Genomic DNA, 20975 nt, shown 5'->3' with positions numbered 1-20975 from the left:
GGGGCCGACCTCCCACGAGTGTATCCTGATGGGAGGTCGGGTGGGGAGTGGGCCGGTGCAGCAAAATCCGCCTGCGGCGGATTTTCAAACAAAGGAGAGTTCCGGATGGCCTACACTTTGATCACCGCCAATCGGAACTACTCCAGCTGGTCGCTCAGGCCCTGGATGCTGATGAAGGCGCTCGGCATCGATTTTGCCGATCGGATCGAGCCCTTCACGGCGCCTGCCAATTACGACGCGTTCCGCAGCTTTTCCCCCACCGGCCAAGTCCCTGCCCTGATCGACGGAGAGCGGACGGTGTGGGATTCGCTGGGCATCACGCTCTATCTGGCCGACCGTCACCCCGGCGTGTGGCCCAGCGACGAAGCCGCCCGTGCCTTTGCACAATGCGCGGTCGCCGAAATGCATGGCGGCTTCTCCGCCTTGCGCAACGACTGCACGATGAACGTCGGCACGCGCGTACGACCGAGGGCCATGCGGCCTGCGCTGGTACGCGACGTTGCCCGTCTGAGGGAGATCTTCAGCGAAGGCCTCTCCCGTTTCGGCGGTCCCTGGCTGGCGGGCGAAAAGTTCACCGCGATCGACGCCTTCTTTGCCCCGGTCGCCTTCCGCATCCGCACGTATGGTCTCGACGTCGGCACCTGTCAGGTCTGGGTCGACACCGTCCTGGACCACCCGGCCATGAAGCAGTGGGAAACCGAAGCGTTGGCCGAAACCTGGCGCGAGGAAGGCCACGAGGCGGAACTCGCCGAGTGCGGCGACGTGATCGCCGACTACCGCTCGCAGGACTGACCCGATGCGGGTGCTGCTGACCGGCTCCTCGGGCTGGCTCGGCCGCCATCTCGCTCCGCTGCTGGCCTCGCGCGGGCATGACGTGACCGGGCTCGATGTCGCGCCCGGCGCGCATACCCGCGTACTCGGCTCGGTGGCGAACCGCAGCCTCGTGTTCCAGACGGTCGCCCATTATGGCATCGAGGCGGTCATCCACGCAGGGGCGCTGCACAAGCCCGACATCGTCCGTTTCCCGCGACAGGCCTTCATCGACACCAACGTCACCGGCACGCTCAACCTGCTGGAAGCCGCGGCGCTGGAGGGCCACGCACGGTTTCTGTTCACCTCCACCACTTCGCTGATGGTGCGCGCCGATGTGCGGGCCGGGGCAGGCGACAAGGGGGCGTGGTGGATGGACGAGGCATTCGGCCCGCTGGAGCCGCGCAACATCTATGGCGCCACCAAGCTCGCCGCCGAAAACCTCTGCCGCGTTGTCTCGCAGGGCAGCGGCATGGCGGCGGCGATCCTGCGCACCGGCCGGTTCTTCCCGGAGGACGACGATAGCCTTGCGGTGCCGTCCGGCCCCAATCTCAAGGCCAACGAACTGCTCCATCGCCGCCTGACCGTGGAAGACGCCGCGCTTGCCCATCTCGCCGCGCTGGAACGGATCGAGGGCTGCGAGACGTTCGTGCTCTCCGCCCCGCCGCCCTTCACGCGCGAGGATGCAGCGGAACTGGCCCGCGATGCCCGCAGTGTGATCCTGCGCCATTTCCCCGACGCGAACGAACTCTACACCCGGCAAGGCTGGGTGCTTCCCGAGCGGATCGAGCGCGTCTACGATCCGGCCAAGGCCGAGCGCTTGCTGGGCTGGCGCGCCCGGAGCGACTTCGCGGCCGTTCTCGCCGCCCTTCGCCAGGGCGATCCGCTGCCCTATGCCCATGATCCCGAATGGAGTTCACCCGTTCTGGGACAAACCATCTGATCGCGCCGCCTTGCCCGCACCGGCAAGCAGGGGCAGTCTCCGCCCCGATTCACAAGGAGACTGCTCCCGATGACCGATATCGCCGCCATTCCCCTCACCCGCATCGACGGCAGCGCCGACACGCTCGCCAACCACGCAGGCAAAGTGCTGCTGGTGGTCAACGTCGCCTCCAAGTGCGGGCTAACGCCGCAGTACGAAGGCCTCGAAAAGCTCTACGAAGACTACAAGGCCAGGGGTTTCGAAGTGCTGGGCTTCCCGGCCAACGACTTCGGCGCCCAGGAACCCGGCAGCGACGAGGAGATCGTCGAGTTCTGCCAGCTCAACTACGGAGTCTCGTTCCCGCTCTTCACCAAGGCGGACGTCACTGGCGAAGCCAAGCAGCCGCTCTACGCCGCGCTGACCGAAGCGATCCCCACCAAGCAGGGCGACGTCGAGGGCATGAAAGAACGCTTCAAGGGGTACGGCATGACGCCCAATGACGATCCCGAGGTGCTGTGGAACTTCGAAAAGTTCCTCATCGCGCGCGACGGCGCGGTCGTTGGCCGGTTCGCGCCGGGCACCGCCCCGCAGGATCCGCTGCTGGTCGGTGCGATCGAGGCCGAACTGGCGAAATGACGCTGCGGAGGGGTTTTCGCACCACCGGCACGGCAGCGCGACAGCCCCTCAATCGCCCACCAGCACGAAGGGCGCCCAGATGGCGGGATGGGCTGAACCGGCCAGCGTGCGATCGGCAATGATCCTGAGCTCGGCGCGGCGCAAGGCCTCCGCCCGCCCGGAACCGCGACGAACCGCTCCGCCGCCCGCCGCCTTTACCGTATACAGCGTTATACGCCCGGCCACTTCATCGCGCACCGGCCAGTGTGACAGCAGCATTGCGCGCGCTCCGGCCGCTATGAAAGCCCGCGCCAATCCCGAATAGGTCGGCGCATTTTCGCTCTCACCCGCGCTGGTATCGCAGGCGGATAGGATCACCCAATCCGCATCCAGCCGCAGACGCGCGATTTCCGAGGCCGTCAGCAGGCCGTCATCACCCGTATCGCCAGGGCCCGGCGGTGCCAGCACCAGTGCAGGTTCGACGAGATTGCGCTGCGCCCCGCCGACCAGACCATGCGTCGCAAAGGCCAAGACCCGCATCCGGTCCAGCGGCGCGGCCTTCACCGCGGCCTCGCTCGCCGCGTCACCGGTCAGCAGGAGGCTGTCGCGGCCAAAGCGCCGAGCCATCGCCGTCAACTCACCCTGCGCGCCGGGAAGGTCGGGGAGCGCGGCCAGTTGCACCAGCCGCGGATTCGCCTCGGCGGTTATTCCCTTCGCCGCCTGCCCCGCCAACGCCGCCTTCCAGGCGCCCGAACGCAAGGCGCCGATCCCCGCGAACCCGGTCGCGGCATCCTCGCCGCGCGGTGGCCGCGCCGATCGCCGAACGGGAGGTGCCATACTGACGATCATCGAGACGGCATGGCGACGCACGAACCAGGCGGTACGTCGCAGCGCTTCAGGATCGTTGTCGTCCCCGCGTGGCGGCGCGGTCACCAGGGCGTCGAACGGCAAGGCCGCGAGCGTCCCCGCCGCCAGCACCCGCACCTTGCGAACGCCCTTCAGCGCACGCTCCACCGGTGGCGGGAACAACAGCGAATAGAGCGCATGGGCCGATTTCCGGTCGAACGGCGCCAGGCCACCAGCCAGCATGCCATCGTCGATCGAGGCGCGTATCTTGCGCTGCAGGTCCAGCAGATGACGCGGGACGACCGGCACGCTGGCCTGTGTCACCCCGCGGCCGGTGACGGCCATCACCACCAGCCCTTGCGTGTCCTGTCCGTAAAGCACCATGCCCTCGTCGCGGCGCAGTCCAGCGCGTGCATCGGCAAGGCTGGTCGGCGCGAATCCGGTCAGCGCCGCATAACCGGGAACCAGCGCCGCCAGCCGTCCATCGCGGCGGCGAACGTCCTCCTGTGCGGCCTCGACCTCCCGCTGCAAGGCCGAAAGCCCCGCGCTTTCGCCGAGGCCAATCGCCCTGTCGCGGTTACGGGCCACTTCGCGCAGACGCGCCTTGGCCGCACGGTAATCGCCGAGTGCCTGGCCGACTTGACCGCCTGCCGCATCCGCACCGAGGGCACCGAGCGAGAGCATCGAGGCCTGCAAGTCACCCATGGTCGCCATCTGCAAGGCATCGAAAGCGGTCCCGCTGTCGCCTGCCGCCAGTGCCACACGCGCTTCCTCGACAAAGACAGCGGCCACATCCAGGCGCAGGCGCGAGACCTCAGCCTGGGGATTGGCCCGGTCCAGAAGGTGATCGCGCAGCGGCGCCACCGCCCGGCGCACCTCGTCCAGCGCCTGGTGCGGCGCGCCCTGCGGGCCCAGCAGTGCCGCGCGCCGGACCGATGCCGTCACCCGGTCCGGGTTGCTCGGCTGCGCCCGCAGCGCATAACCTGCAACCGCATGGTCAAGCAGCACCTGCGCCGCCCCCAGTTCGCCGCGGCCGCCAAGCGCCGTCGCCAGGTTCACTTCGGCCCAGAGCACCTCGAGGTCGTCCGGCGACGATGCGTTACGCCGCGCGAGGGCCAGCGCCTTGCGAAACAGCGCCAGAGCCCGCTCGGTCTCGCCATTACGCGCGGCGATGCGGCCGATCTGCCCAAAGGTATTGGCACCCGACATCGGCTGCGATTCGCGTGGAAGCGCCTCGAACATCGCGGCCGAACGTTCGTAGAAAGGCAGCGCCTCGTCCGGATAGCCGCCATGCTCCAGCGCAAACGCCAAGGCGTTGAGAGAATAGGCGATGTCAGGATGATCGCGCGGCAGTAACTTCACGCGCAAGTCCAGCGTGCGGCGCAGGATCGGGGTCGCCTGCCCGTAGAGGCCGCCGTCATTGAGCGCGGCGCCAAGCTGGTTGAGCGCGGCGAGGGTCAGCCGATGCTCGCTGCCGAGATGGGCTTCGGCCCACAGCGCCGCACCGCGCGCCGCCGCGACGGCCGATGCGGAATCGCCCGCCTGCATCTCGATGGAGGCGAGGGTGATCCCGGCAACCGTCGGCAATTCGACGTTGTGACCGGTGCGCTGCGCGGCCGGGCCGGCAATGGCGATGGCCTGCTCGATCCGCGGCACCGCCTCGAGCACCCTGCCCCGGCGGTAATCGACCAGCGCCGCGCCATAAAGCGCGGCGGCATATTCGCTGCTCGCGGTGCCCGTCAGCCGGGCGCTGAGGTCCAGCGCACGCTGCTTGTAACGTGCCGCCTCGTCGAGTTCGCCAAGGCTGGAATGGACCGAGCCGATATTGTTGACCACTTCCGCCCAACGCGGCGTCATCGGCCCGCCAAGCGCAGCCAGTCCCTGGTCGACATGCTCGAAGCTGGCCAGCGCCTCCCGGTAGCGGGACAGCCAGAACAGCGCTTCGCCCCGGTTGGCCTCGGCCAGCAGTTCCGCCGTGCGGTCCCGCCGCGCCTCCTTGCGGGCCCGTTCAAGCCCCGCATCGATGCGGGCGAGCGCGGAGGCCGGGTCACCCGAGGTATCGAGCGCGGCCAGCGCCTGCAGATCCGCGTCGACCGCAGTGCGCGCCCGCACCGGTGTTCCGTGGAATGCCAGTATCGCTCCGAGTAACGGCGCCAGAACGCCTGTCCGCAACCGCACCATAATCGCCCCTCACGCCGCCGCCGAACCCCATCTTACAGGGTCGCCACCGGCGATGGCACTCGCTTCGCCTGAAGGCAGTTTTGTCCGCCCGAAGCAAGAACGCAAGCAGTTGATATTTCAGCCGCTTGCAAGGCAAATTGGAAAAGTCAGCAGGCGCCGGTCTCCACCGGGCGAGCAGGATCGGCGATCCACTCGCTCCACGATCCGGGATAGAGCCGCGCCCCCGAAAGCCCGGCATGGGCCATGGCGAGGGCATTGTGGCAGGCGGTGACGCCGGATCCGCAGGACAGCACCGCAGGCTTGCCGTCGAGCAGTCGCAAAAACGCCTCGGCCAGTTCGGCGGCCGGACGGAAACGCCCGTCCGGCCCGAGATTGTCGCGGAAAAAGCGGTTGCGTGCGCCCGGGATATGCCCGGCGACGGGATCGATCGGGTTGGGATCGCCCCGGAACCGCAAAGGATCCCGGGCATCTAGCACTTGCGCGGCGGCGCCCTCGATATTGGCCAGGACCTCGGCCGCGCTCACCGGCGCGGCGACCAGAGGCGGCTGCGCCGCGAAATCGCCCGGCCGTACCGGACCGGCCGGCCCCGTCTCGGCAGGAAGTCCTGCCTGCGCCCAGGCCTGCTTGCCGCCATCAAGCACGGCGACCACGTCATGCCCGACCCAGTTGAGCAGCCACCAGGCCCGTGCCGCCCAGGCTCCGCCGCTGGAATCGCAGGCCACCACCTGCTGCCCCTGCTTCAGTCCCTGCCGGCGCAGCCAGGCGGCAAAGGCCACCGGCGAAGGCAAGGGATGACGGCCATTCGTGCCATCCGAAGGCGCCGCCAGATCATCATCGAGGTGGGCATAACGCGCACCCGGCAGGTGCCCGCCAAGATAGGCCTCCCGCCCCTTGTCCGGCGCCCCCAGTTCGAATTCGCAATCGAGGATCAGCACCTCCTCGCCCGCCGCCAGTAGCGCATGCAGTTCGGCAACCGAGATCAGCGTCCGATAGGCCATCGCTTCAGGATCCTTGCATCATCCGCGCGAACAGGAATTCCTCGTCGCGCTGCTCGCCTACCATGAAGTGGATGTCGGCGACCTTGGCGAAACCATAGCGCGCATAGAATTTCTGCGCCCCCTCATTGCCGCTCCAGACCGAGAGCTGCACTTCGTCGGCCTCGTGGCGGCCTGCCACCTCCAGCGCCCAGTCCATCAGCCGGGCGCCGATGCCCTGTCCGGTCGCATCGGGATCGGTGTAAAGCTGCTTGAGTTCGATCACCTGCCCGCCGCGCGCATGTTCGTGCCAACCGCAAGTCATCACCAGCTTGCAGAAACCCAGCAACCTGCCGTCCGCCTCGGCCAGCATCACCCGCATCTCCGGATCGGCGATCTCCTTGCCGATCTTGGCCTCGCTGTGCGATTCGGCGAGGAAATTGGCGAGATCCTCCGCCCGGTACATGTGCCCGAACTTGACGACAAAACTGCGGCGGCCAAGGTCGGCCAGGGCAGCGGCATCGGCGGGAACGGCGGGGCGCAGGTTCATCACAGGTCTTTCGTCATGCAGATCGAGAAATCGTCGGAAACATAGTCGCCGAACGGCGGGCATTCGGCAAAGCCGTGGGCGCGGTAGAGGCCGTGCGCGGGATGGAACGGCTCGGGCCTGCCGGTTTCCAGGCTGACGCGAACATAACCGCGCGCGCGCGCTTCCTCGAGCAGGCGCAGCAGGATCGCCTTGCCCACCCCCTTGCCGCGATAGGCCGGTGCCGCCCGCATCGACTTCAGTTCCCCGTGCCCTTCGCCGAGGTGCTTGATCGCCCCGCAGCCGGCGAGGGTTTCACCGTCCCAGGCCGAAAAGAACGTCACGTCGCTCTGGCGCAGGCGCTCGGCCGGCATGGCGTGCACGCTTTCGGGCGGCGACCACTGGTGCATCTCGTCCAGATGGAACTGGAGCAGTTCAAGCACGGCAGGGGCCGCGAGGTCATCCTCGACAATGGTGAGCGCGAGCGTCAACGGGCATCCCCTGCAAACTTGTCGGCCTTGCGGCGGCCCATGCGCATGCCCGCTTCGAGCCGCGCACGCAACTGGGTGTAATAGGCCTCGAGAAACGCGCGTTCGTCGTTCCAGCCATCGTTGCGGTCGATCTTGTGGGCAATCGTCTGATAGACGCTTTCCAGCGCCTGCAGACGGTTCTCGCGCAGCACCCGTTCCAGCGCCTGAAGCTCGTATTCGCCATAGACCGCCAGCTCCGCCTCGGTGAAGCGATACTCGCGCGCCGGGGCGGTGCCAAAGTCCTCGTCCTCGCTCCGGGGCTCCACCTCCAGCGACAGCGCCGCTTCCAGCTTCCGGCGGGGCCGCTCCAGCACCCAGGATCCCGCGATCACGTCACCGGCGCGCAAGTTGTCGCGGTTGAACAGGGGAAACAGCAGGAAGATCGCGAACCAGCCGCAGGCCGTCAGCCAGCCGATGCCGCTGTCCGCGCCCGCCTGGAGGATAAAGACGACCGGCAGGAACAGTTCGACATCGCGCAGCAGATTGCGCGCAATCACCATCTCTGCGGTCAACCGGCCACCGTCGCGCGCGGCAATGCGAATCCCGGCCAGTCGCTTGCCGGGCGTGGCACCGCGCGGACCGAGTTCGAAGAACAGGAAATAGGCGTTTCGGAACAGGAAGATCGCGATGAGCCACACGATCATGAGGAACTGCAGGGCGTGGCCGGCGGCGGAATTTTCCTCCAGCCTGCGATCGAACGTGGTGACCCCGCCGGCAATGTAGATCAGCGCCCAGGTGGTTGCCACCATGAGCACGATCATGACGATGAAGTCGATCGCGACGGCGCCGAAGCGGGCGCCCCGGCTGGCGACGGTGACCGGCACCGAGATGCCTTCCGGGGTGACCAGCAGGCGATCGCGCGAGGAGCGGCGATGGCGGTTGGGCATCGCGCTCATGCCTTGCGCCCCCGTTTGCCAATGCGCGGGTGATTGCCGCGAAAGGCGAAGAAGTAGGCGCACCATAGCGCCAGCATGAAGCCGCCGATCGCCAGCCGTCCAAACGTCTGATCGACCAGCTGGCGGGCAAAACCTTCCAGCAGTGCGGCCAGGATCAGCATCAGCACCACCCCGGTCATCACCGTCGCCGCGCGGCGTCCAGCCTCGGAAGCCGCAGCCAGCACCGAGCGCCGTCCGGGAAATGCCATGGAACGGCCAATATGCAGCCCCGCGGCCCCCGCCAGCAGGATCGCGAAGAGTTCGGTGGTGCCGTGGATCGCCAGCCAGCCGGTGAAGTCGAGCAGCAGCCCCTTGCCGCTGTAGAGCCACAGCATCGCCCCGAGCAGCGCGGTGTTCTGCACCAGCAGCAGGAGTGTCGGCACGCCCAGTGCAAAACCGAGCGCGAAGGAGAGGATGCAGACCTGGGCATTGTTGCTGAACAGGCTGGCGGCAAACACGCTCATGCCCGAACGGCCGGATTGGCCGAACAGCGTGGCGTGCAGCGCCTCGCGCGTGGCGCCGGGGACGCGCGATCCCGCCATTTCGGGCGAGACCAGCGCCGAATACCACTCGGTATCGTGGGCGACGAGCAACCAGCCGACCAGCGTCCCTGCGACCATGACCGCCAGCGCCACCAGCACGTCCACCCACATGGCCCGCACCGCCGCGCTCCAGCCGCCGCCCAGGAAGCCGCGCAGCCAGTCCCACAGCGAGGAACGCGGGCCGTAGACCACGAACCAGGCCCGCTGCACCAGCGCCTCGAGATAGGCCAGCGTGGCCGCGTCGAGCGAGGTTTCGCGGGCGATCGAGAGGCTGGAGGCCACCGTGCGGTAGAGCCCCGGCAAGGCCAGCAGGTCCTCGTCGGAAAGGCTGCGCAGCCGCCCCTTTTCCATACGCGTGACGATGGCCTCGAGCCGCTGCCAGTCGCCCTCGCGCTCGAGCCGGAACCGGTCGGAGCGCAAGGCCACGCTGGCGATGGCGCTGGCCTGCCCTGCGGCCATATCCGTCCCTGTCGACATCGCGCTCATCCGATTGCTCCCGAACGCTTGATCGCCAGATAGGCATCGATCAGCCGCGTGCCGATCGCCGCATAGGGTGCCTCGATCACTTCAACGCCCATCTGCCGCAGTTCGCGCAGGACCAGCGCCCGCTGGCGCAGCAGCAGATCCGCGGAAACCGCCATCGACAGCGCCTCCATGTCATCGGGTGCCGCCGACGAGATGCCTTCCAGTTCCTCGTCGGCGATCGCCACGAACAGCACCAGATGGCGCGAGACCAGGCGGCCGATCGATTCGATCATCAGCTGCGCGCTGGTAGGATCGGCAAATTCGGAAAAGACCACGATCAGCGAGCGGCGCTGCAGCCGCGCCGCGAGTGTCGCCAGCGCAAGCGTGAAGTTCGGTTCTTCCGAGCGGTATTCGAGCCCCGCGGCAGCCCGCTGCAGGCGGTGGAAATCGCGCGAGGCGGCGATGAACGGCGTCGAGACTTCCGGATGCGCGGCAAATCCGAACAGGGCCACGCGGTCGCCGCCCTTGAGCGCGACATAGCCCGTCGCCAGTGCGGCCGAGACCGCCCGGTCGAGCCGCGGCACGCCGTCGACCGGCTCGCACATCGACTGCCCGCAGTCGAAGGCGAAGACGATCTGGTTGTTGCGTTCGACCTCGTATTCCTTGGCGTAGAGATGGACGTGGCGGGCCGAGGACTTCCAGTCGATCCGGCGGCGATCCATGCCCGGTTCGTATTCGGCGAGCGATTCGAACTGCGTGCCCTCGCCGCGAATCCGGCGGGCGAGGACGCCGAACTGCGCGTCCTTGAGAAAGACCTGCAATGCCGGCGAACGCACCGCCGCGACATTGGGCCAGACCCGCACCTCCTCATCGAGATCGCCCGCCAGTTGCCGCGCGCCGAGCCCCAGCGGCCCGGTCCAGCGCAGCCAGGTGCGGCTGACTTTGCCGGTGCCGCGGCGCGAGGGCCGAAACGGCAGATTTCCGCGCCATTCCTCGCCATCACGGCGGAGCGGAAACTGCCCGCGCCCCCCTTCTGCCAGACGCGGATCGCAGCCCAGCGCAACCTCGATGCGCGATGCCCGCCCGCCGCGCAGCGCCGCTTCGACCGCGATGACCGCCTCGGCGCCCACTTCGACATCGCCCGGCACGGTGACCCGGAACCGCTCCAGCCGCCCGGCGAGCAAGGCGTCACAGAACACCAGCACAAAGACCGCAAGACCGACCAGAGGCGCCGCGATCCACGCCTCCGGCCGCGCCGCGCCGATCACCAGCGCGACCGGCGCGGCGATCGCCAGCAGCGCCGCCGCGCGGGCAGTGGGAACCAGGGGGGCGAAACGCAGGCTCATCGCGTCAGCGCGGCGCCTCGGTCTGCTCCACGAGGTGGGCGACCAGCGCTTCCACCTGCTTGCCCTCGATCTCGGCCGCCGGGCTCAGCAGCAGGCGGTGGCGCAGCACGCTGGGCGCCAGCGCCTTCACATCGTCGGGCACCACGTAGTCACGCCCGTCGAGCGCGGCGCGCGCGCGGGCTGCCCCTGCCAGCAGCACCGCCGCGCGCGGCGAGGCGCCGCCGGCAAGATCGGGGCTCTCGCGGGTGGCGCGGACCAGCCGCACGATATAGTCGGTCACGCTTTCCGCCAGCGTCACGGCCGAGACCGCGCGGGTCGCCGCCTCCAGCAGCGCGGGGCTGGCCACCGCAAGGATGCCGCAGTCCGCCGGGCTCGGCGCGCCGCGGTTCTCGCCGAAGCGGGTGACGATGCGCAGTTCCTCCTCGAGGCTGGGATAGGCGATGTCGAGCTTGAACAGGAAACGGTCGAGCTGGGCTTCGGGCAGCGGATAGACGCCCTGGCTCTCGATCGGGTTCTGCGTTGCCACCACCATGAACTGGTCGGGCAGCGGATGGACGGTGCCGTCGAGCGTCACCCGCCGCTCCTGCATCGCTTCGAGCAGCGCCGCCTGGGTCTTGGGCGGGGTGCGGTTGATCTCGTCCGCCAGCAGCAGGTCGCAGAAGATCGGGCCGTGGGTCAGGGTGAACTGGCTGGTCTGGAAATTGAACAGGTTCGACCCCAGGATGTCGCCCGGCATCAGGTCCGGAGTGAACTGGATCCGCCCGAAATCGAGCCCGATCGCCGCCGCGAACGACTGCGCGAGAAACGTCTTGGCGGTTCCCGGAGGGCCTTCGAGCAGGACATGGCCGCGCGCCATCAGCGCGATCAGCATGTGCTCCACCGCCGCGTGCTGGCCGACCACCGCCTTGGCGATCTGCTCGCGGATGTCCGCGGCCAGCGCGGCGACTTGCGCGAGGTCGAGGGTCTGGGCGTCGGTCATCGGGTAAGCTTCCTTTCGAGCGCGTGGAGATCGCGCGCAGCCTTGACGAGTTCCTGCGAACGCCGCGCCAGCCTCAGGCGCGCGGCGATCCGTGAAAAGGGTTCGGCGCCGGGATCACGCGCGGCAAGGGCGCGGTCGATGGCGGCATCGGCATCGGCGCCGTCGAGCGTGCGCGGCAGGCCGAGCGCGCGCACCAGCCGGTCGCGCGCGTGATCGGCATAAGGCCGGGAAATCAGGTGAAGCCGCCCGGTGCGGCGCACCAGACCTGCCGCATTGGCCACCAGCGCGCGCTTGCCGAAGGCGATCGCCCGCCCGGAAACCGCCGGGGGACCGAAGCGCAGGAACGCGCGCCAGCCGAGCACCAGCGCGGCCAGCAGGAGGGACAGCGTGGCCGCCAGGAACGGCGGCGTGAAGGCCAGCGTCAGCAGGTTCTGCGCCCGTCCGAAGCCGTTCAGCGTAAGATCGAAAGTGACGTCCTGGCTGGGGCCGACCTCGCTGGCGGCGACCAGCGCATCGATCAGCTGCGCCGAGCGGCGGTCCGCCATGCCCCAGTTGTCGACGAGATCGGGCTCGAACACCACAACGATCGGGTAGATGCCATCCACGTCCTCGCTGGTTTCCAGCGTCACCCTCGCCGCCCGGGCGAGTTCGGGATAGTCGCCGCCATCGGCGATGAACCCGGCGAGGATACGGCCCTGCTCGTCCTGCACCAGCGGCACGAGGTTTTCGCCCTTGCCCCATTGCACCGCCTTACGGCTGGGCAAGGCGCCGGCGCCCCCCAGCCCGTGCCAGGTCAGCGCCCCGTGCGCCCCCCTGGCCTGGCCCCGGCCGACGGAGACGTCATCGAGGAACCCCGGCCAATCTAGCGTGGTGAGCTCGTCGAGATTGACCCAGCCCTTGCGCGCGCCCTTCTCCTGCTGCCGGGACGTGACGGGGAAGGCCAGCCACTTGGGCGAAAGCACCAGGGTCGGGCCGATATAGCGGCGCTTGGCGACGATCTTGTCGATCTCCTTGCCGTCGGTCGTGGCGGGCGGCGTCAGCACCAGCAGCCCCGGCTTGTCGAGCGCGCCGACATTGCGGGTCTTGTGGACGGGGTGGCCGCGCAGTTCGAGGTACTGCGCCATCGCCGCATAGCCGTTGAGCCCGCGCCCCTCGGCATGGGCCTCACCGTCATTGGTCTCGCTGAACCCGATACCGGTGCCGATCATCCACAGCAGCGCCATGAACAGCGCGGTGCCCAGCAGGACGAGCGCCAGCACCGCCCGGCGCGAGAAGGGATTGGCGCCGACTTCGACGGTTTCGGGATGCAGGTCGTTGCCGTTCATGCCGCCAGCCGCACTTGCGCAAAGGCGGCATAGGCCTCGCGCGCGGCCACCCAGTCCGGCGCGCCCAGATCGCGCAGGGCAAAGCGGCTGCGCTCCACCCGCTCGGCGATCGTGGCAAAGGCATGGCGACCGGCCTCGGGCAGCGCCGCCAGCACCGAGATCTCGCGCGCGGTGCTGGCCGGGTGGATCCAGTCCGGACGGCTGGCGCGGATCTGCTGCACGCTGCGGCGCAGGAGGAGATGGGTCGCCTCGGCGAACCGGCCTTCGGCGGCCAGCCGGTCGGCATCCTCGAGGAGGGCGGCGGCCTCGGCCCGGTCGGGCACCCATGCCGCCACGCCCTCATCCGCGTCCTTCGGCCGGCGATCCAGCAGCATCGGCCCCAGCACCCGCCAGAGCACAAACAGCGCCAGCACCGCGGCAAGCGCGATCAGCACATACTGGAAGATCGGCCAGGACATGCCCAGCGCCCGCCCGACCGGGGCCAGCAGCCATTCGAGCCAGCGGCCGAGTGCGCGCAGCCATTCGGGCGTCTGCGCCGGCGGCACCCGGACATGCGGCAAGGGCGCGTACTGGATGTCGGACGCGCCGCGCACCTCCGCCCAGTCCTCACCCGCCTTTGCTGCCGCCGCTGCTGCTGCTTGCCCCGCCACTCAAGCCCTATCTGCTACCACCGCGCCGATGATTGGCACGGGGTGGACCGGCAGGCAAGCCAGTGTCGCTTAACAAGTTGTCCGAACAGCGCTTTTCATGATTTCGCCCGGACGCCCGCGACCTGTCCGGCGGCGTCGCAGGCGAAATCTCAGGGCCAGTCCGGGACCGGCCCCGTTCAATTTGGTTCAGCCCCGCGCGCGCGCCTGGCGATACGTGCCGAGCGGGCGCACGTACTTGCAGTGGAAGGCCAGTTCCTGCAGCGCCGAATCCACGCGCGGATCGCCCGGCGCGCCCTCGATGTCGGCATAGAACGTCGTCGCCGCGAAACTGGCGCCAATCTGGTAGCTTTCCAGCTTGGTCATGTTGACGCCGTTGGTCGCGAACCCGCCCAGCGCCTTGTAGAGCGCGGCGGCAATGTTCTTCACCTCGAAGATGAAGGTCGTCATCGCCTTCTCGCCCTTGAGCGCGAAGGGATCGAGCGGCTCGCGCGCCAGCACCACGAAGCGCGTGGTGTTGTTCGCCGCGTCCTCGACGTTTTCCTCGACGACCCTGAGGTCGTAGAGTTCGGCCGCCAGCTTGGGGGCGATGGCGCAGGCGCCGGTATCGCCCAGTTCGCGCACCAGCGCCGCGGCGCCGGCGGTATCGGCATAGGCCATCGGCACGATGCCCCGCTCGCGCAAGTAATGGCGCGACTGGCCGAGGCCCTGCGGATGGCTGTAGGCGGCCGAGAACGGACCGGTGCTGCCATCGGCATGGGGCAGCGCCATCAGCGCATGGTGGATCGCCATGAAATGCTCGCCCACGATCGACAGCCCGCTTTCGGGCAGCAGGAAGTGGATGTCGGCCACGCGCCCGTGCTGCGAGTTCTCGATCGGGATGATCGCCCGCTCGGCGCGCCCTTCCTTCACCGCGTCGAGCGCGTCCTCGAACGAGAAGCACGGCAGCGGCAGGGCATTGGAATCGTATTCCAGCGCGGCGCGATGCGAATTGCATCCGGGCGCGCCCTGGAACGCCATCGCCCGGGCGGGATCTGCCGCGGCCGCGTCAGCCATGCGCGAAACGAGTTCGAGTGCGGGTTTGGGATAGGAGTTCATAGCGTCCGCGCGATTAGGCGGCATTGCGCGCGACCGCAATGGCTCTTGCGCTAACTTGCGGGCAACATTACGACCTCGAAGCCAAGAGGATCATCATAACAATACCCGGGGCAGACAGGACATGGACGATCGTTTCAATACAATTGCCGGGTGGACTCTGTTCGCCGGGGTCGTAGGTCTCGGTCTTTCGATTGCCAGTGGCATGTATTTTCGCGCCGACAAGCATGACCGTCCGGCGACGATGGGCTATGCGATCGAAGGCGTGGAACAGACCGCCGAGGGCGGCGCCGAGCCGCCGATCGCCACGCTGCTCGCCAGCGCCGACGTCGCCAAGGGCCAGGCCACGTTCGCCAAGTGCCAGTCGTGCCACACGGTCAACCAGGGCGGCGCCAACGGCATCGGCCCCAACCTCTACGGCGTCGTCGGCGAGGACGTGGGCAAGGGCGTGGGCGGCTTCGCCTTCTCCGACGCGCTCAAGGGTGTGGGCGGCAAGTGGGACTTCGACAAGCTGAACCAGTGGCTCAAGAGCCCCAAGGCAATGGCGCCCGGCACCAAGATGACGTTCGCGGGGCTTCCCAAGCCGGAAGACCGCGCCAACGTGATCGCCTATCTCAACGCCCAGGGCTCCAACCTGCCGCTGCCGACCGCCGCTGCGCCCGCTGCCGCACCCGCCGCCGCACCCGCCGCCGATGCGCCTGCGGGCGATGCCTCGGCAGCACCGGCCGGCGAAGCCTCGGCCGCCGCGCAGTAATTCCCAGATCCGGCTCCGGCCGGCAGAAAACGGTCCGCAGGCTTCACCGAGTCGCCTGTCGGGCCGTTTTCGTCATTCGGGGGCGGCCAGGCACCCGGCCCGCGAATATACGGGCAGGACGATAGCGGCGTTTACGCCTCCTCGCGCCCCTTGAAGCCCTTGGCGATCACGTACCACTCGGACGAATCCTTGCGGCTCGCCGGCGGCTTGGCATGCTTGACGCTCGAAAAGCGGCGCTTGAGCAGGTTCAGCAGTTCGGTATCGGTGCCGCCCGCAAAGACCTTGGCCACAAAAGTACCGCCCGGCGCCAGGGTCTGGATCGCGAAGTCGGCGGCAGTCTCGACCAGGCCCATCGTGCGCAAGTGGTCGGTCTGCTTGTGGCCCACGGTGTTCGCCGCCATGTCCGACAGCACGAGGTCGGGCGGCCCGTCGAGCGCGCCTTCCAGCGCGGCGGGCGCCTCGTCGGCCATGAAGTCCATCTCGAAGATCGTCACCCCCTCGATCGGGTCGGTGGGCAGCAGGTCGATACCCACGATCTTCGCCTGCGGGCGTTTGAGGCGCAGCACCTGGCTCCAGCCGCCCGGCGCGATGCCGAGATCGACCGCGCGCTCGACACCCTTGAACAGGTCGAACTTCTCGTCGAGCTCGACCAGCTTGTAGGCGGCGCGGCTGCGATAGCCGTCGGCCTTGGCCTTCTTCACGTAAGGGTCGTTGAGCTGGCGGGTCAGCCAGCGCGCCGAACTGGTCGTGCGCTTCTTGGCGGTACGAAGCCGCTCCTTGGGATCGCGTCCGGATCGGCTCACGGCCGGGCCTCCAATGCTTGTGCGCCCGCGGTGGCGAGCATGGTCTTGTTCGATGAATGCGAAGCGATGAGGCTGCGCAGGATGCCTTCGCGAATGCCGCGGTCGGCAACGCCGAGGCGGGCGGCCGGCCAGAGATCGAGAATCGCCTCGAGGATAGCACATCCGGCCACCACGAGATCGGCTCTCTCCCGCCCGATGCAGTTGAGTTCGCGGCGCTCCTCGATCGACATCGAGGACAGCCTGGCGCTGATCCCGCGCATCGATTCGGCGGGCACGATCAGGCCGTCCACCATGCGGCGGTCGTACTGCGGCAGTTCGAGATGAAGGCTGGCCAGCGTCGTCACCGTGCCGCTGGTCCCCAGCAGGCGCAGCGGCCCGGTCTGCGCGGCGCTTTCGCGGGCCCCGGAAACGCGCTTGGAAAATGCGGCGAAGCTGTCCGCGACGATGCCGTGCATGTGGCGATAGCGCGCCAGCCGCTCTTCCAGCGTCGAGCCTTCGGGCGGGCAGCTTTCGGTGAGCGAGACCACGCCCCAGGGCACCGACTGCCAGTCGAGGATGCGCGGCACGGTGCCGGTGCTCTCGATCAGCACGAGTTCGGTGGAACCGCCGCCGATGTCGAAGATCATCGCCGGGCCCAGCCCCGATTCGAGCAGGACATGGCAGCCCAGCACCGCCAGCCGCGCTTCCTCGCGGGCGCTGATGATGTCGAGCGCGATCCCGGTTTCCGCGCGCACGCGCTCGATGAACTCGGGCCCGTTGACCGCGCGGCGGCAGGCCTCGGTCGCCACCGAGCGGGCGAGGTAGACGTTGCGCCGCATCAGCTTGTCCGCGCAGACGCGCAGCGCGCCGAGCGTGCGCTCCATCGCCGCATCGGAAAGACGCCCGGACTGCGCCAGCCCCTCGCCCAGCCGGACGACGCGGCTGAAGGCATCGATCACCGTGAAGTTCTCGCCCGAAGGACGGGCGATCAGCAGGCGGCAATTGTTGGTGCCAAGGTCGATCGCGGCATAGGACTGCCGCCCGGACGGACGCCCGGCGGGATGAGCCAGCAGCGAATCGCGGATCAGCGGCAGACCACCGGTGCCCCGTACTTCGAGCCCGCGCACTTCGAGAATACGCGATTCGGCGGCAGCCGGCGCGGCGACCTCAGGGGAGCGCGCTTCGGCCGAGCGCGCCTGCGCACCTTCGGCCTTCTTGCCGGGTTTGCGCGACTTGCCCGATTTGCGGGCCGTACGCGACTTCGCCCGGCGCGGCGGTGCCGACGCCCGGTTTGCTGATTCTTCGCGCGGCGCTCCGCCTGCCGCGACGGCGCCGGCATCCTTTGCCTGCCCCTTCGCCTTGGCCGTGCCCGGGCCGGACGGGCGCGATTTGCCCCTCCTCGCCTTGCGCCGCCTGCTTGGGCGGCCTGGCACGTCGACTCTTGCTGCCGGCGGATCGTGCTCCGCCATATTTCAAAATCTCTTCAAAAAATCTGCCGCCATGCGTGGCGGATACCTGCGCCGATGCTAACGCCCAGACGAGAAAGGAGCAAGGGCGGTAAAAAAGGGTGTTGACCCGAATCACGACCGCTACTAGAGGGGCGCCTCCCGATGCCCCGTCGTCTAATGGTAAGACTACGGATTCTGATTCCGTCTATCGAGGTTCGAATCCTCGCGGGGCATCCACTTCCCTATCTCAGCCGGTCTCCATCAAGCGCGAACGCCTTGCGTTTCCGCCGCTTTTTCTGCGACATACGGCTTATGCAATCTCTACTCGTCTCAGCCAAGCGCAGGCCCCGTGGGGGTACAGTTGGGGGTATCGGGGGTATTCACCCTTGCTAACCGACACTGCCTGCCGGAAGGCGATTCCGGGCGAGAAAGACCGCAAGCTGACCGACGACAGAGGGCTGTATCTGCTCGTGCGCAAGTCGGGCTCCAAGCTCTGGCGGCTCAAATATCGATTCGCCGGGAAAGAGAAGACGCTCTCGATCGGGGCCTACCCAGAAGTGACGCTCAGCGCCGCGCGGATCGCCCGCGACAAGGCGCAGGCACAGCTTCGCGACGGGATCGATCCCTCGGCCGAGAAGCAAGCCCGCAAGATTCAGGCGCTGGCCGATGCTTTCGACAATTTCGAGCGAATCGCGCGTGCCTGGCACGAGGCCAAGGCCAAGACGCTGAACGCGCGGTACGCGGCAGCGATCCTCGGCCGTTTGGAACTGCACGTGTTCCCGGTGATCGGGAAGCAGCCGATACGCGGCATCACGCCACCGGTCGTTCTGGACATGGTGCGCAGGATCGAGAAGCGCGGCTCGCACGACGTGGCACACCGCGTGCGCAACCACGTCTCGGAAGTGTTCGTCTGGGCGATTGCCTCGGGCCTGGCCGAGACCGATCCGGCCGCGATCATCCAGAAGGCGCTTTTGCCCACCGACCCGAAGCTGCGCCCTGCCGCGCTCAAGGTCGAATTCGCGCGGCAGCTCCTGAAGGACGTCGAGGACTTGCCCGGGTCGCACTGGTCAACGGTGCTGGCCTCGCGCCTGCTGGCGCTGACGGCAGCGCGGCCGGGCGTCGTTCGCCTGGCCGAGCGGCAGGAATTCGAGGGGCTGGACGGTGCGAACCCGGTCTGGCGCATCCCGGCCGAGAAAATGAAGCTCACGCGGTCGCAGAAGCGCGACATCACGTGGGAATTCGTCATTCCGTTGTCCCGGCAAGCGGCGGACGTCGCGAAGGCGGCGATCTCGGAAAGCCTGGCTTGCCAGTCGCGGGACGGGCCAAGCTGGCTCTTCCCCGGCCCCGGCGCCTGGACGAAGCCGATCAGCGACAGCACCTTGAGCAAGGTGTACCGGCTCGCGGGGTATCGGGGGGTACACGTGCCCCATGGTTGGCGCTCGACCTTCTCGACCATCATGAACGAACGCGCGGCGATGGAGGATCAGGAACGCGACCGCGCGATCATCGATCTGATGCTCGCGCACGCGCAGCAGGGCGTCGAACCTATCTACAACCGCGCCATGTACCTGCCCCGGCGGCGGAAGCTGGCGCAGATCTGGGCCGACCTGCTGATGCAGGGCGCGGCCGAGCCGCACTTGCTGCTGCCGGCGCACCGGCCGTGGCGAGCCAAGGATCGCGCCACAGCGGCAGGCTGACCACCCAAGCGGAGGCCGCGTGATGAACGCGGTCTCGTTTGGCAATCTGCTGGCCGGTGCCGCCAGCATCCCGACCTCGGAAGCCCGCGTCCGCTTCTGGCGCCGGACCTTTGACGTCAACGATTCGCGCGCACAGGTCGGCCGCATCCTTGGTGACGGCAGCGCGCGGCAGGGAAAAATCGTGCTAGCCACGATCGTCGAGGTGGCGAAAAAGTGGTTCAAGCACGCCAACGAAGACGCGCGCATCGCTTTTGCCGCAGATCGGGCAGCCTCGTCGAAGGCCCCCGCCACTCCGGGCGCTGCCCCCCAAAGGCGGCGGGTTCTGAAGTGGAACGTCCTCAACACGCTTGATGCCGTGCTTGGCTTCACCAATTTCAAAACGGGCGAATGCATCGCAACGTATGAGATGATCGCCGGTGCGGCCGAATGCGGCCGCGACACCGTATATCGCCACCTCAACATCCTGCGCGACCTTGGGTTGATCGATTGGGTGCGCCGGTGCGAGCCGACAGACAACAAAAAGCAGCCGACCAAGGCCGCGCCCAACGCGTACTTTTTCGAGATCACGCGCCTCCCAAGCCCGATTCAGATGACGATGCGGCAAATCCTGAAGCGGCGCGGGGTGACGCTCGCATCGCACCCGGAGCGCTCCGGATCGGGCAAGGTGCCCAACCGCGTGCAGCGTCTGGCAGACCGCCTGGGCAAGACCCTGACCGGCGCGGCCGACTTCCTGCGGCGCGGGAAGGAACGCGACGCCAAGGTCGGGGAAGCCGCCTTCGTGCGCGCGGAGACGGACCTCATGGGCGACATTCCGACCGACCAGTGGGCCGCGATCCGTCATCCCGGCGATGCAGCCGCACAGGCGGCCTACAACGCCCGCCTCGGCATCCTTTCATTTGCCTCTGAAAGTATGGAAATGCCGCTTCATTCCCCACCTACAGAACCAGATAGAAAGGACTAAGTGCGCTTGGGGCGCCCTTAGGCGTCAAGTTTGCATTGCCCCCATGCCTAGAAGGTAATTCCCGCAATCAGCGGAGCGCCAACGGAGAAGGCGCGCGGGGGCGGCTGCGCCGCCCCGGGGTGTCCAGGGGGGGCAAGAGCAAAGGGCGTGCCAAGCGCGGCAGCGAGTTTTTGCGGCTTAGTCGGTCAAGAAATCGGAAAGCTCGTCGTAACGACGACAAAGGTCTTCCGCGATCTCACCGACCCCATAATCGAATGACGCAAGCACGCGCCTCAAAGCTGCAGGCTCTGGCAAAGGGCGGGCCTTTTCCAAGATTTCAGCCATCGCGATCCACTCAAGCGGCACTTCCCGCCGGATACGGATATGCTGGCCCAAATCGTCCGCGCGCGGCGGATACAAAGTAGGAAATTCCGCCGCCTGCGCGCGGTAACGTGCCGCAATCTCAAGAATTTCGCTTTCAAATGCCTTGTCCATTTATCCCTCACGCCCGCCGAAAATGGTGCACCGTGAATGGCATACTGAAACGGCGCGTAACAGGATGGCTCGTGCAAAAAGGCGCAAAATGATGCACGAAGCGCCCTGCCCGGCCAGACAC

At 67.8% G+C, this 20975-nt stretch carries 20 protein-coding genes and 1 tRNA gene; 7 read left to right on the top strand and 14 right to left on the bottom strand.

All coding sequences use genetic code 11. From position 1 onward, the window contains the following. Window positions 1–105 precede the first annotated feature (105 nt). From DM450_RS17695 to DM450_RS17685, 3 genes are all read left to right on the top strand, one after another. Window positions 106–792: a glutathione S-transferase family protein gene (locus DM450_RS17695; protein ID WP_142637019.1), complete on the top strand. Its 687-nt coding sequence runs from the start codon at window positions 106–108 to the stop codon at window positions 790–792. A 4-nt stretch (window positions 793–796) separates the two neighbouring features. After that, window positions 797–1753, top strand: coding sequence for an NAD-dependent epimerase/dehydratase family protein (locus DM450_RS17690; protein WP_142637017.1), 957 nt, complete (start codon window positions 797–799; stop codon window positions 1751–1753). A gap of 69 nt (window positions 1754–1822) precedes the next feature. Beyond that, entirely contained in the window at window positions 1823–2368 is a 546-nt protein-coding gene (locus tag DM450_RS17685; protein ID WP_142637015.1) for a glutathione peroxidase, read from the top strand. A 48-nt stretch (window positions 2369–2416) separates the two neighbouring features. On the opposite strand, the gene DM450_RS17680 is transcribed toward DM450_RS17685, so the two are convergent. The 11 genes from DM450_RS17680 to DM450_RS17630 form a co-directional block, all read right to left on the bottom strand. Next, window positions 2417–5305: a CHAT domain-containing tetratricopeptide repeat protein gene (locus DM450_RS17680; protein ID WP_142637013.1), complete on the bottom strand. Its 2889-nt coding sequence runs from the start codon at window positions 5303–5305 to the stop codon at window positions 2417–2419. Between the two features lie 215 nt (window positions 5306–5520). Then, a complete protein-coding gene (locus DM450_RS17675) occupies window positions 5521–6372 on the bottom strand; it encodes a sulfurtransferase (RefSeq protein ID WP_142637010.1) in 852 nt (283 codons plus the stop codon). Window positions 6373–6376: 4 nt separating this feature from the next. Beyond that, on the bottom strand, window positions 6377–6898 hold the full coding sequence (locus DM450_RS17670) for a GNAT family N-acetyltransferase (RefSeq protein ID WP_142637008.1): 522 nt from the start codon (window positions 6896–6898) through the stop codon (window positions 6377–6379). Further along, window positions 6898–7365 carry a GNAT family N-acetyltransferase gene (locus DM450_RS17665; protein WP_142637006.1) on the bottom strand — a complete coding sequence of 156 codons (468 nt, stop codon included), beginning with the start codon at window positions 7363–7365 and terminating at the stop codon, window positions 6898–6900. The genes DM450_RS17670 and DM450_RS17665 overlap by 1 nt, the downstream gene beginning before the upstream one ends. After that, entirely contained in the window at window positions 7362–8300 is a 939-nt protein-coding gene (locus tag DM450_RS17660; protein WP_142637004.1) for an RDD family protein, read from the bottom strand. Before DM450_RS17660 ends, DM450_RS17665 begins: the two co-directional genes overlap by 4 nt. Next, a complete protein-coding gene (locus DM450_RS17655; protein ID WP_142637002.1) occupies window positions 8297–9367 on the bottom strand; it encodes a stage II sporulation protein M in 1071 nt (356 codons plus the stop codon). Before DM450_RS17655 ends, DM450_RS17660 begins: the two co-directional genes overlap by 4 nt. Next, window positions 9364–10692: a DUF58 domain-containing protein gene (locus DM450_RS17650; protein WP_142637000.1), complete on the bottom strand. Its 1329-nt coding sequence runs from the start codon at window positions 10690–10692 to the stop codon at window positions 9364–9366. Before DM450_RS17650 ends, DM450_RS17655 begins: the two co-directional genes overlap by 4 nt. A gap of 4 nt (window positions 10693–10696) precedes the next feature. Continuing rightward, the gene (locus DM450_RS17645) at window positions 10697–11671 is read right to left on the bottom strand and encodes a MoxR family ATPase (RefSeq protein ID WP_142636998.1); all 975 of its coding nucleotides are present in this window, start codon (window positions 11669–11671) and stop codon (window positions 10697–10699) included. Further along, entirely contained in the window at window positions 11668–12996 is a 1329-nt protein-coding gene (locus tag DM450_RS17640) for a DUF4350 domain-containing protein (RefSeq protein WP_142636996.1), read from the bottom strand. The genes DM450_RS17645 and DM450_RS17640 overlap by 4 nt, the downstream gene beginning before the upstream one ends. Continuing rightward, on the bottom strand, window positions 12993–13646 hold the full coding sequence (locus DM450_RS17635) for a hypothetical protein (protein ID WP_142636993.1): 654 nt from the start codon (window positions 13644–13646) through the stop codon (window positions 12993–12995). Before DM450_RS17635 ends, DM450_RS17640 begins: the two co-directional genes overlap by 4 nt. 186 nt (window positions 13647–13832) lie before the next feature. After that, complete coding sequence (locus tag DM450_RS17630; RefSeq protein ID WP_142636992.1) at window positions 13833–14741, bottom strand: prephenate dehydratase; 909 nt, start codon at window positions 14739–14741, stop codon at window positions 13833–13835. Window positions 14742–14862: 121 nt separating this feature from the next. Here DM450_RS17630 and DM450_RS17625 point away from each other — a divergent pair, with 121 nt between their 5' ends. Beyond that, window positions 14863–15492: a c-type cytochrome gene (locus DM450_RS17625; protein WP_142636991.1), complete on the top strand. Its 630-nt coding sequence runs from the start codon at window positions 14863–14865 to the stop codon at window positions 15490–15492. Window positions 15493–15623: 131 nt separating this feature from the next. Here DM450_RS17625 and DM450_RS17620 read toward each other — a convergent pair whose 3' ends face one another. Together DM450_RS17620 and DM450_RS17615 are read right to left on the bottom strand one after the other, a co-directional pair. Then, entirely contained in the window at window positions 15624–16295 is a 672-nt protein-coding gene (locus DM450_RS17620) for an RlmE family RNA methyltransferase (RefSeq protein WP_142636990.1), read from the bottom strand. Further along, window positions 16292–17707 (bottom strand): Ppx/GppA phosphatase family protein, encoded by a 1416-nt coding sequence (locus tag DM450_RS17615; RefSeq protein ID WP_409529346.1) that lies wholly within the window; start codon window positions 17705–17707, stop codon window positions 16292–16294. The genes DM450_RS17620 and DM450_RS17615 overlap by 4 nt, the downstream gene beginning before the upstream one ends. A 178-nt stretch (window positions 17708–17885) precedes the next feature. Here DM450_RS17615 and DM450_RS17610 point away from each other — a divergent pair. The 3 genes from DM450_RS17610 (at window position 17886) to DM450_RS17600 (ending at window position 20380) form a co-directional block, all read left to right on the top strand. Then, window positions 17886–17959 (top strand) — tRNA-Gln (locus DM450_RS17610). A gap of 149 nt (window positions 17960–18108) precedes the next feature. Further along, window positions 18109–19419 carry a tyrosine-type recombinase/integrase gene (locus DM450_RS17605; protein ID WP_142636988.1) on the top strand — a complete coding sequence of 437 codons (1311 nt, stop codon included), beginning with the start codon at window positions 18109–18111 and terminating at the stop codon, window positions 19417–19419. Between the two features lie 22 nt (window positions 19420–19441). Continuing rightward, the gene (locus tag DM450_RS17600) at window positions 19442–20380 is read left to right on the top strand and encodes a helix-turn-helix domain-containing protein (RefSeq protein ID WP_142636986.1); all 939 of its coding nucleotides are present in this window, start codon (window positions 19442–19444) and stop codon (window positions 20378–20380) included. Between the two features lie 177 nt (window positions 20381–20557). On the opposite strand, the gene DM450_RS17595 is transcribed toward DM450_RS17600, so the two are convergent. Next, the gene (locus DM450_RS17595; protein ID WP_142636984.1) at window positions 20558–20854 is read right to left on the bottom strand and encodes a hypothetical protein; all 297 of its coding nucleotides are present in this window, start codon (window positions 20852–20854) and stop codon (window positions 20558–20560) included. Window positions 20855–20975 lie beyond the last annotated feature (121 nt).

It is taken from the genome of Sphingomonas sp. IC081 (assembly GCF_006874585.1).
GTDB lineage: Bacteria > Pseudomonadota > Alphaproteobacteria > Sphingomonadales > Sphingomonadaceae > Novosphingobium.
This window is presented reverse-complemented; position numbering and strand designations above follow the sequence as displayed.

What these genes read in the sequence shown, in the direction of transcription:
- DM450_RS17645 (WP_142636998.1), bottom strand. Translation starts at nt 11,671, where the DNA reads ATGACCGACGCCCAGACCCTCGACCTCGCGCAAGTCGCCGCGCTGGCC.
- DM450_RS17650 (WP_142637000.1), bottom strand. Translation starts at nt 10,692, where the DNA reads ATGAGCCTGCGTTTCGCCCCCCTGGTTCCCACTGCCCGCGCGGCGGCG.
- DM450_RS17695 (WP_142637019.1), top strand. Translation starts at nt 106, where the DNA reads ATGGCCTACACTTTGATCACCGCCAATCGGAACTACTCCAGCTGGTCG.
- DM450_RS17640 (WP_142636996.1), bottom strand. Translation starts at nt 12,996, where the DNA reads ATGAACGGCAACGACCTGCATCCCGAAACCGTCGAAGTCGGCGCCAAT.
- DM450_RS17600 (WP_142636986.1), top strand. Translation starts at nt 19,442, where the DNA reads ATGAACGCGGTCTCGTTTGGCAATCTGCTGGCCGGTGCCGCCAGCATC.
- DM450_RS17595 (WP_142636984.1), bottom strand. Translation starts at nt 20,854, where the DNA reads ATGGACAAGGCATTTGAAAGCGAAATTCTTGAGATTGCGGCACGTTAC.
- DM450_RS17675 (WP_142637010.1), bottom strand. Translation starts at nt 6,372, where the DNA reads ATGGCCTATCGGACGCTGATCTCGGTTGCCGAACTGCATGCGCTACTG.
- DM450_RS17685 (WP_142637015.1), top strand. Translation starts at nt 1,823, where the DNA reads ATGACCGATATCGCCGCCATTCCCCTCACCCGCATCGACGGCAGCGCC.
- DM450_RS17670 (WP_142637008.1), bottom strand. Translation starts at nt 6,898, where the DNA reads ATGAACCTGCGCCCCGCCGTTCCCGCCGATGCCGCTGCCCTGGCCGAC.
- DM450_RS17630 (WP_142636992.1), bottom strand. Translation starts at nt 14,741, where the DNA reads ATGAACTCCTATCCCAAACCCGCACTCGAACTCGTTTCGCGCATGGCT.
- DM450_RS17655 (WP_142637002.1), bottom strand. Translation starts at nt 9,367, where the DNA reads ATGAGCGCGATGTCGACAGGGACGGATATGGCCGCAGGGCAGGCCAGC.
- DM450_RS17690 (WP_142637017.1), top strand. Translation starts at nt 797, where the DNA reads ATGCGGGTGCTGCTGACCGGCTCCTCGGGCTGGCTCGGCCGCCATCTC.
- DM450_RS17625 (WP_142636991.1), top strand. Translation starts at nt 14,863, where the DNA reads ATGGACGATCGTTTCAATACAATTGCCGGGTGGACTCTGTTCGCCGGG.
- DM450_RS17660 (WP_142637004.1), bottom strand. Translation starts at nt 8,300, where the DNA reads ATGAGCGCGATGCCCAACCGCCATCGCCGCTCCTCGCGCGATCGCCTG.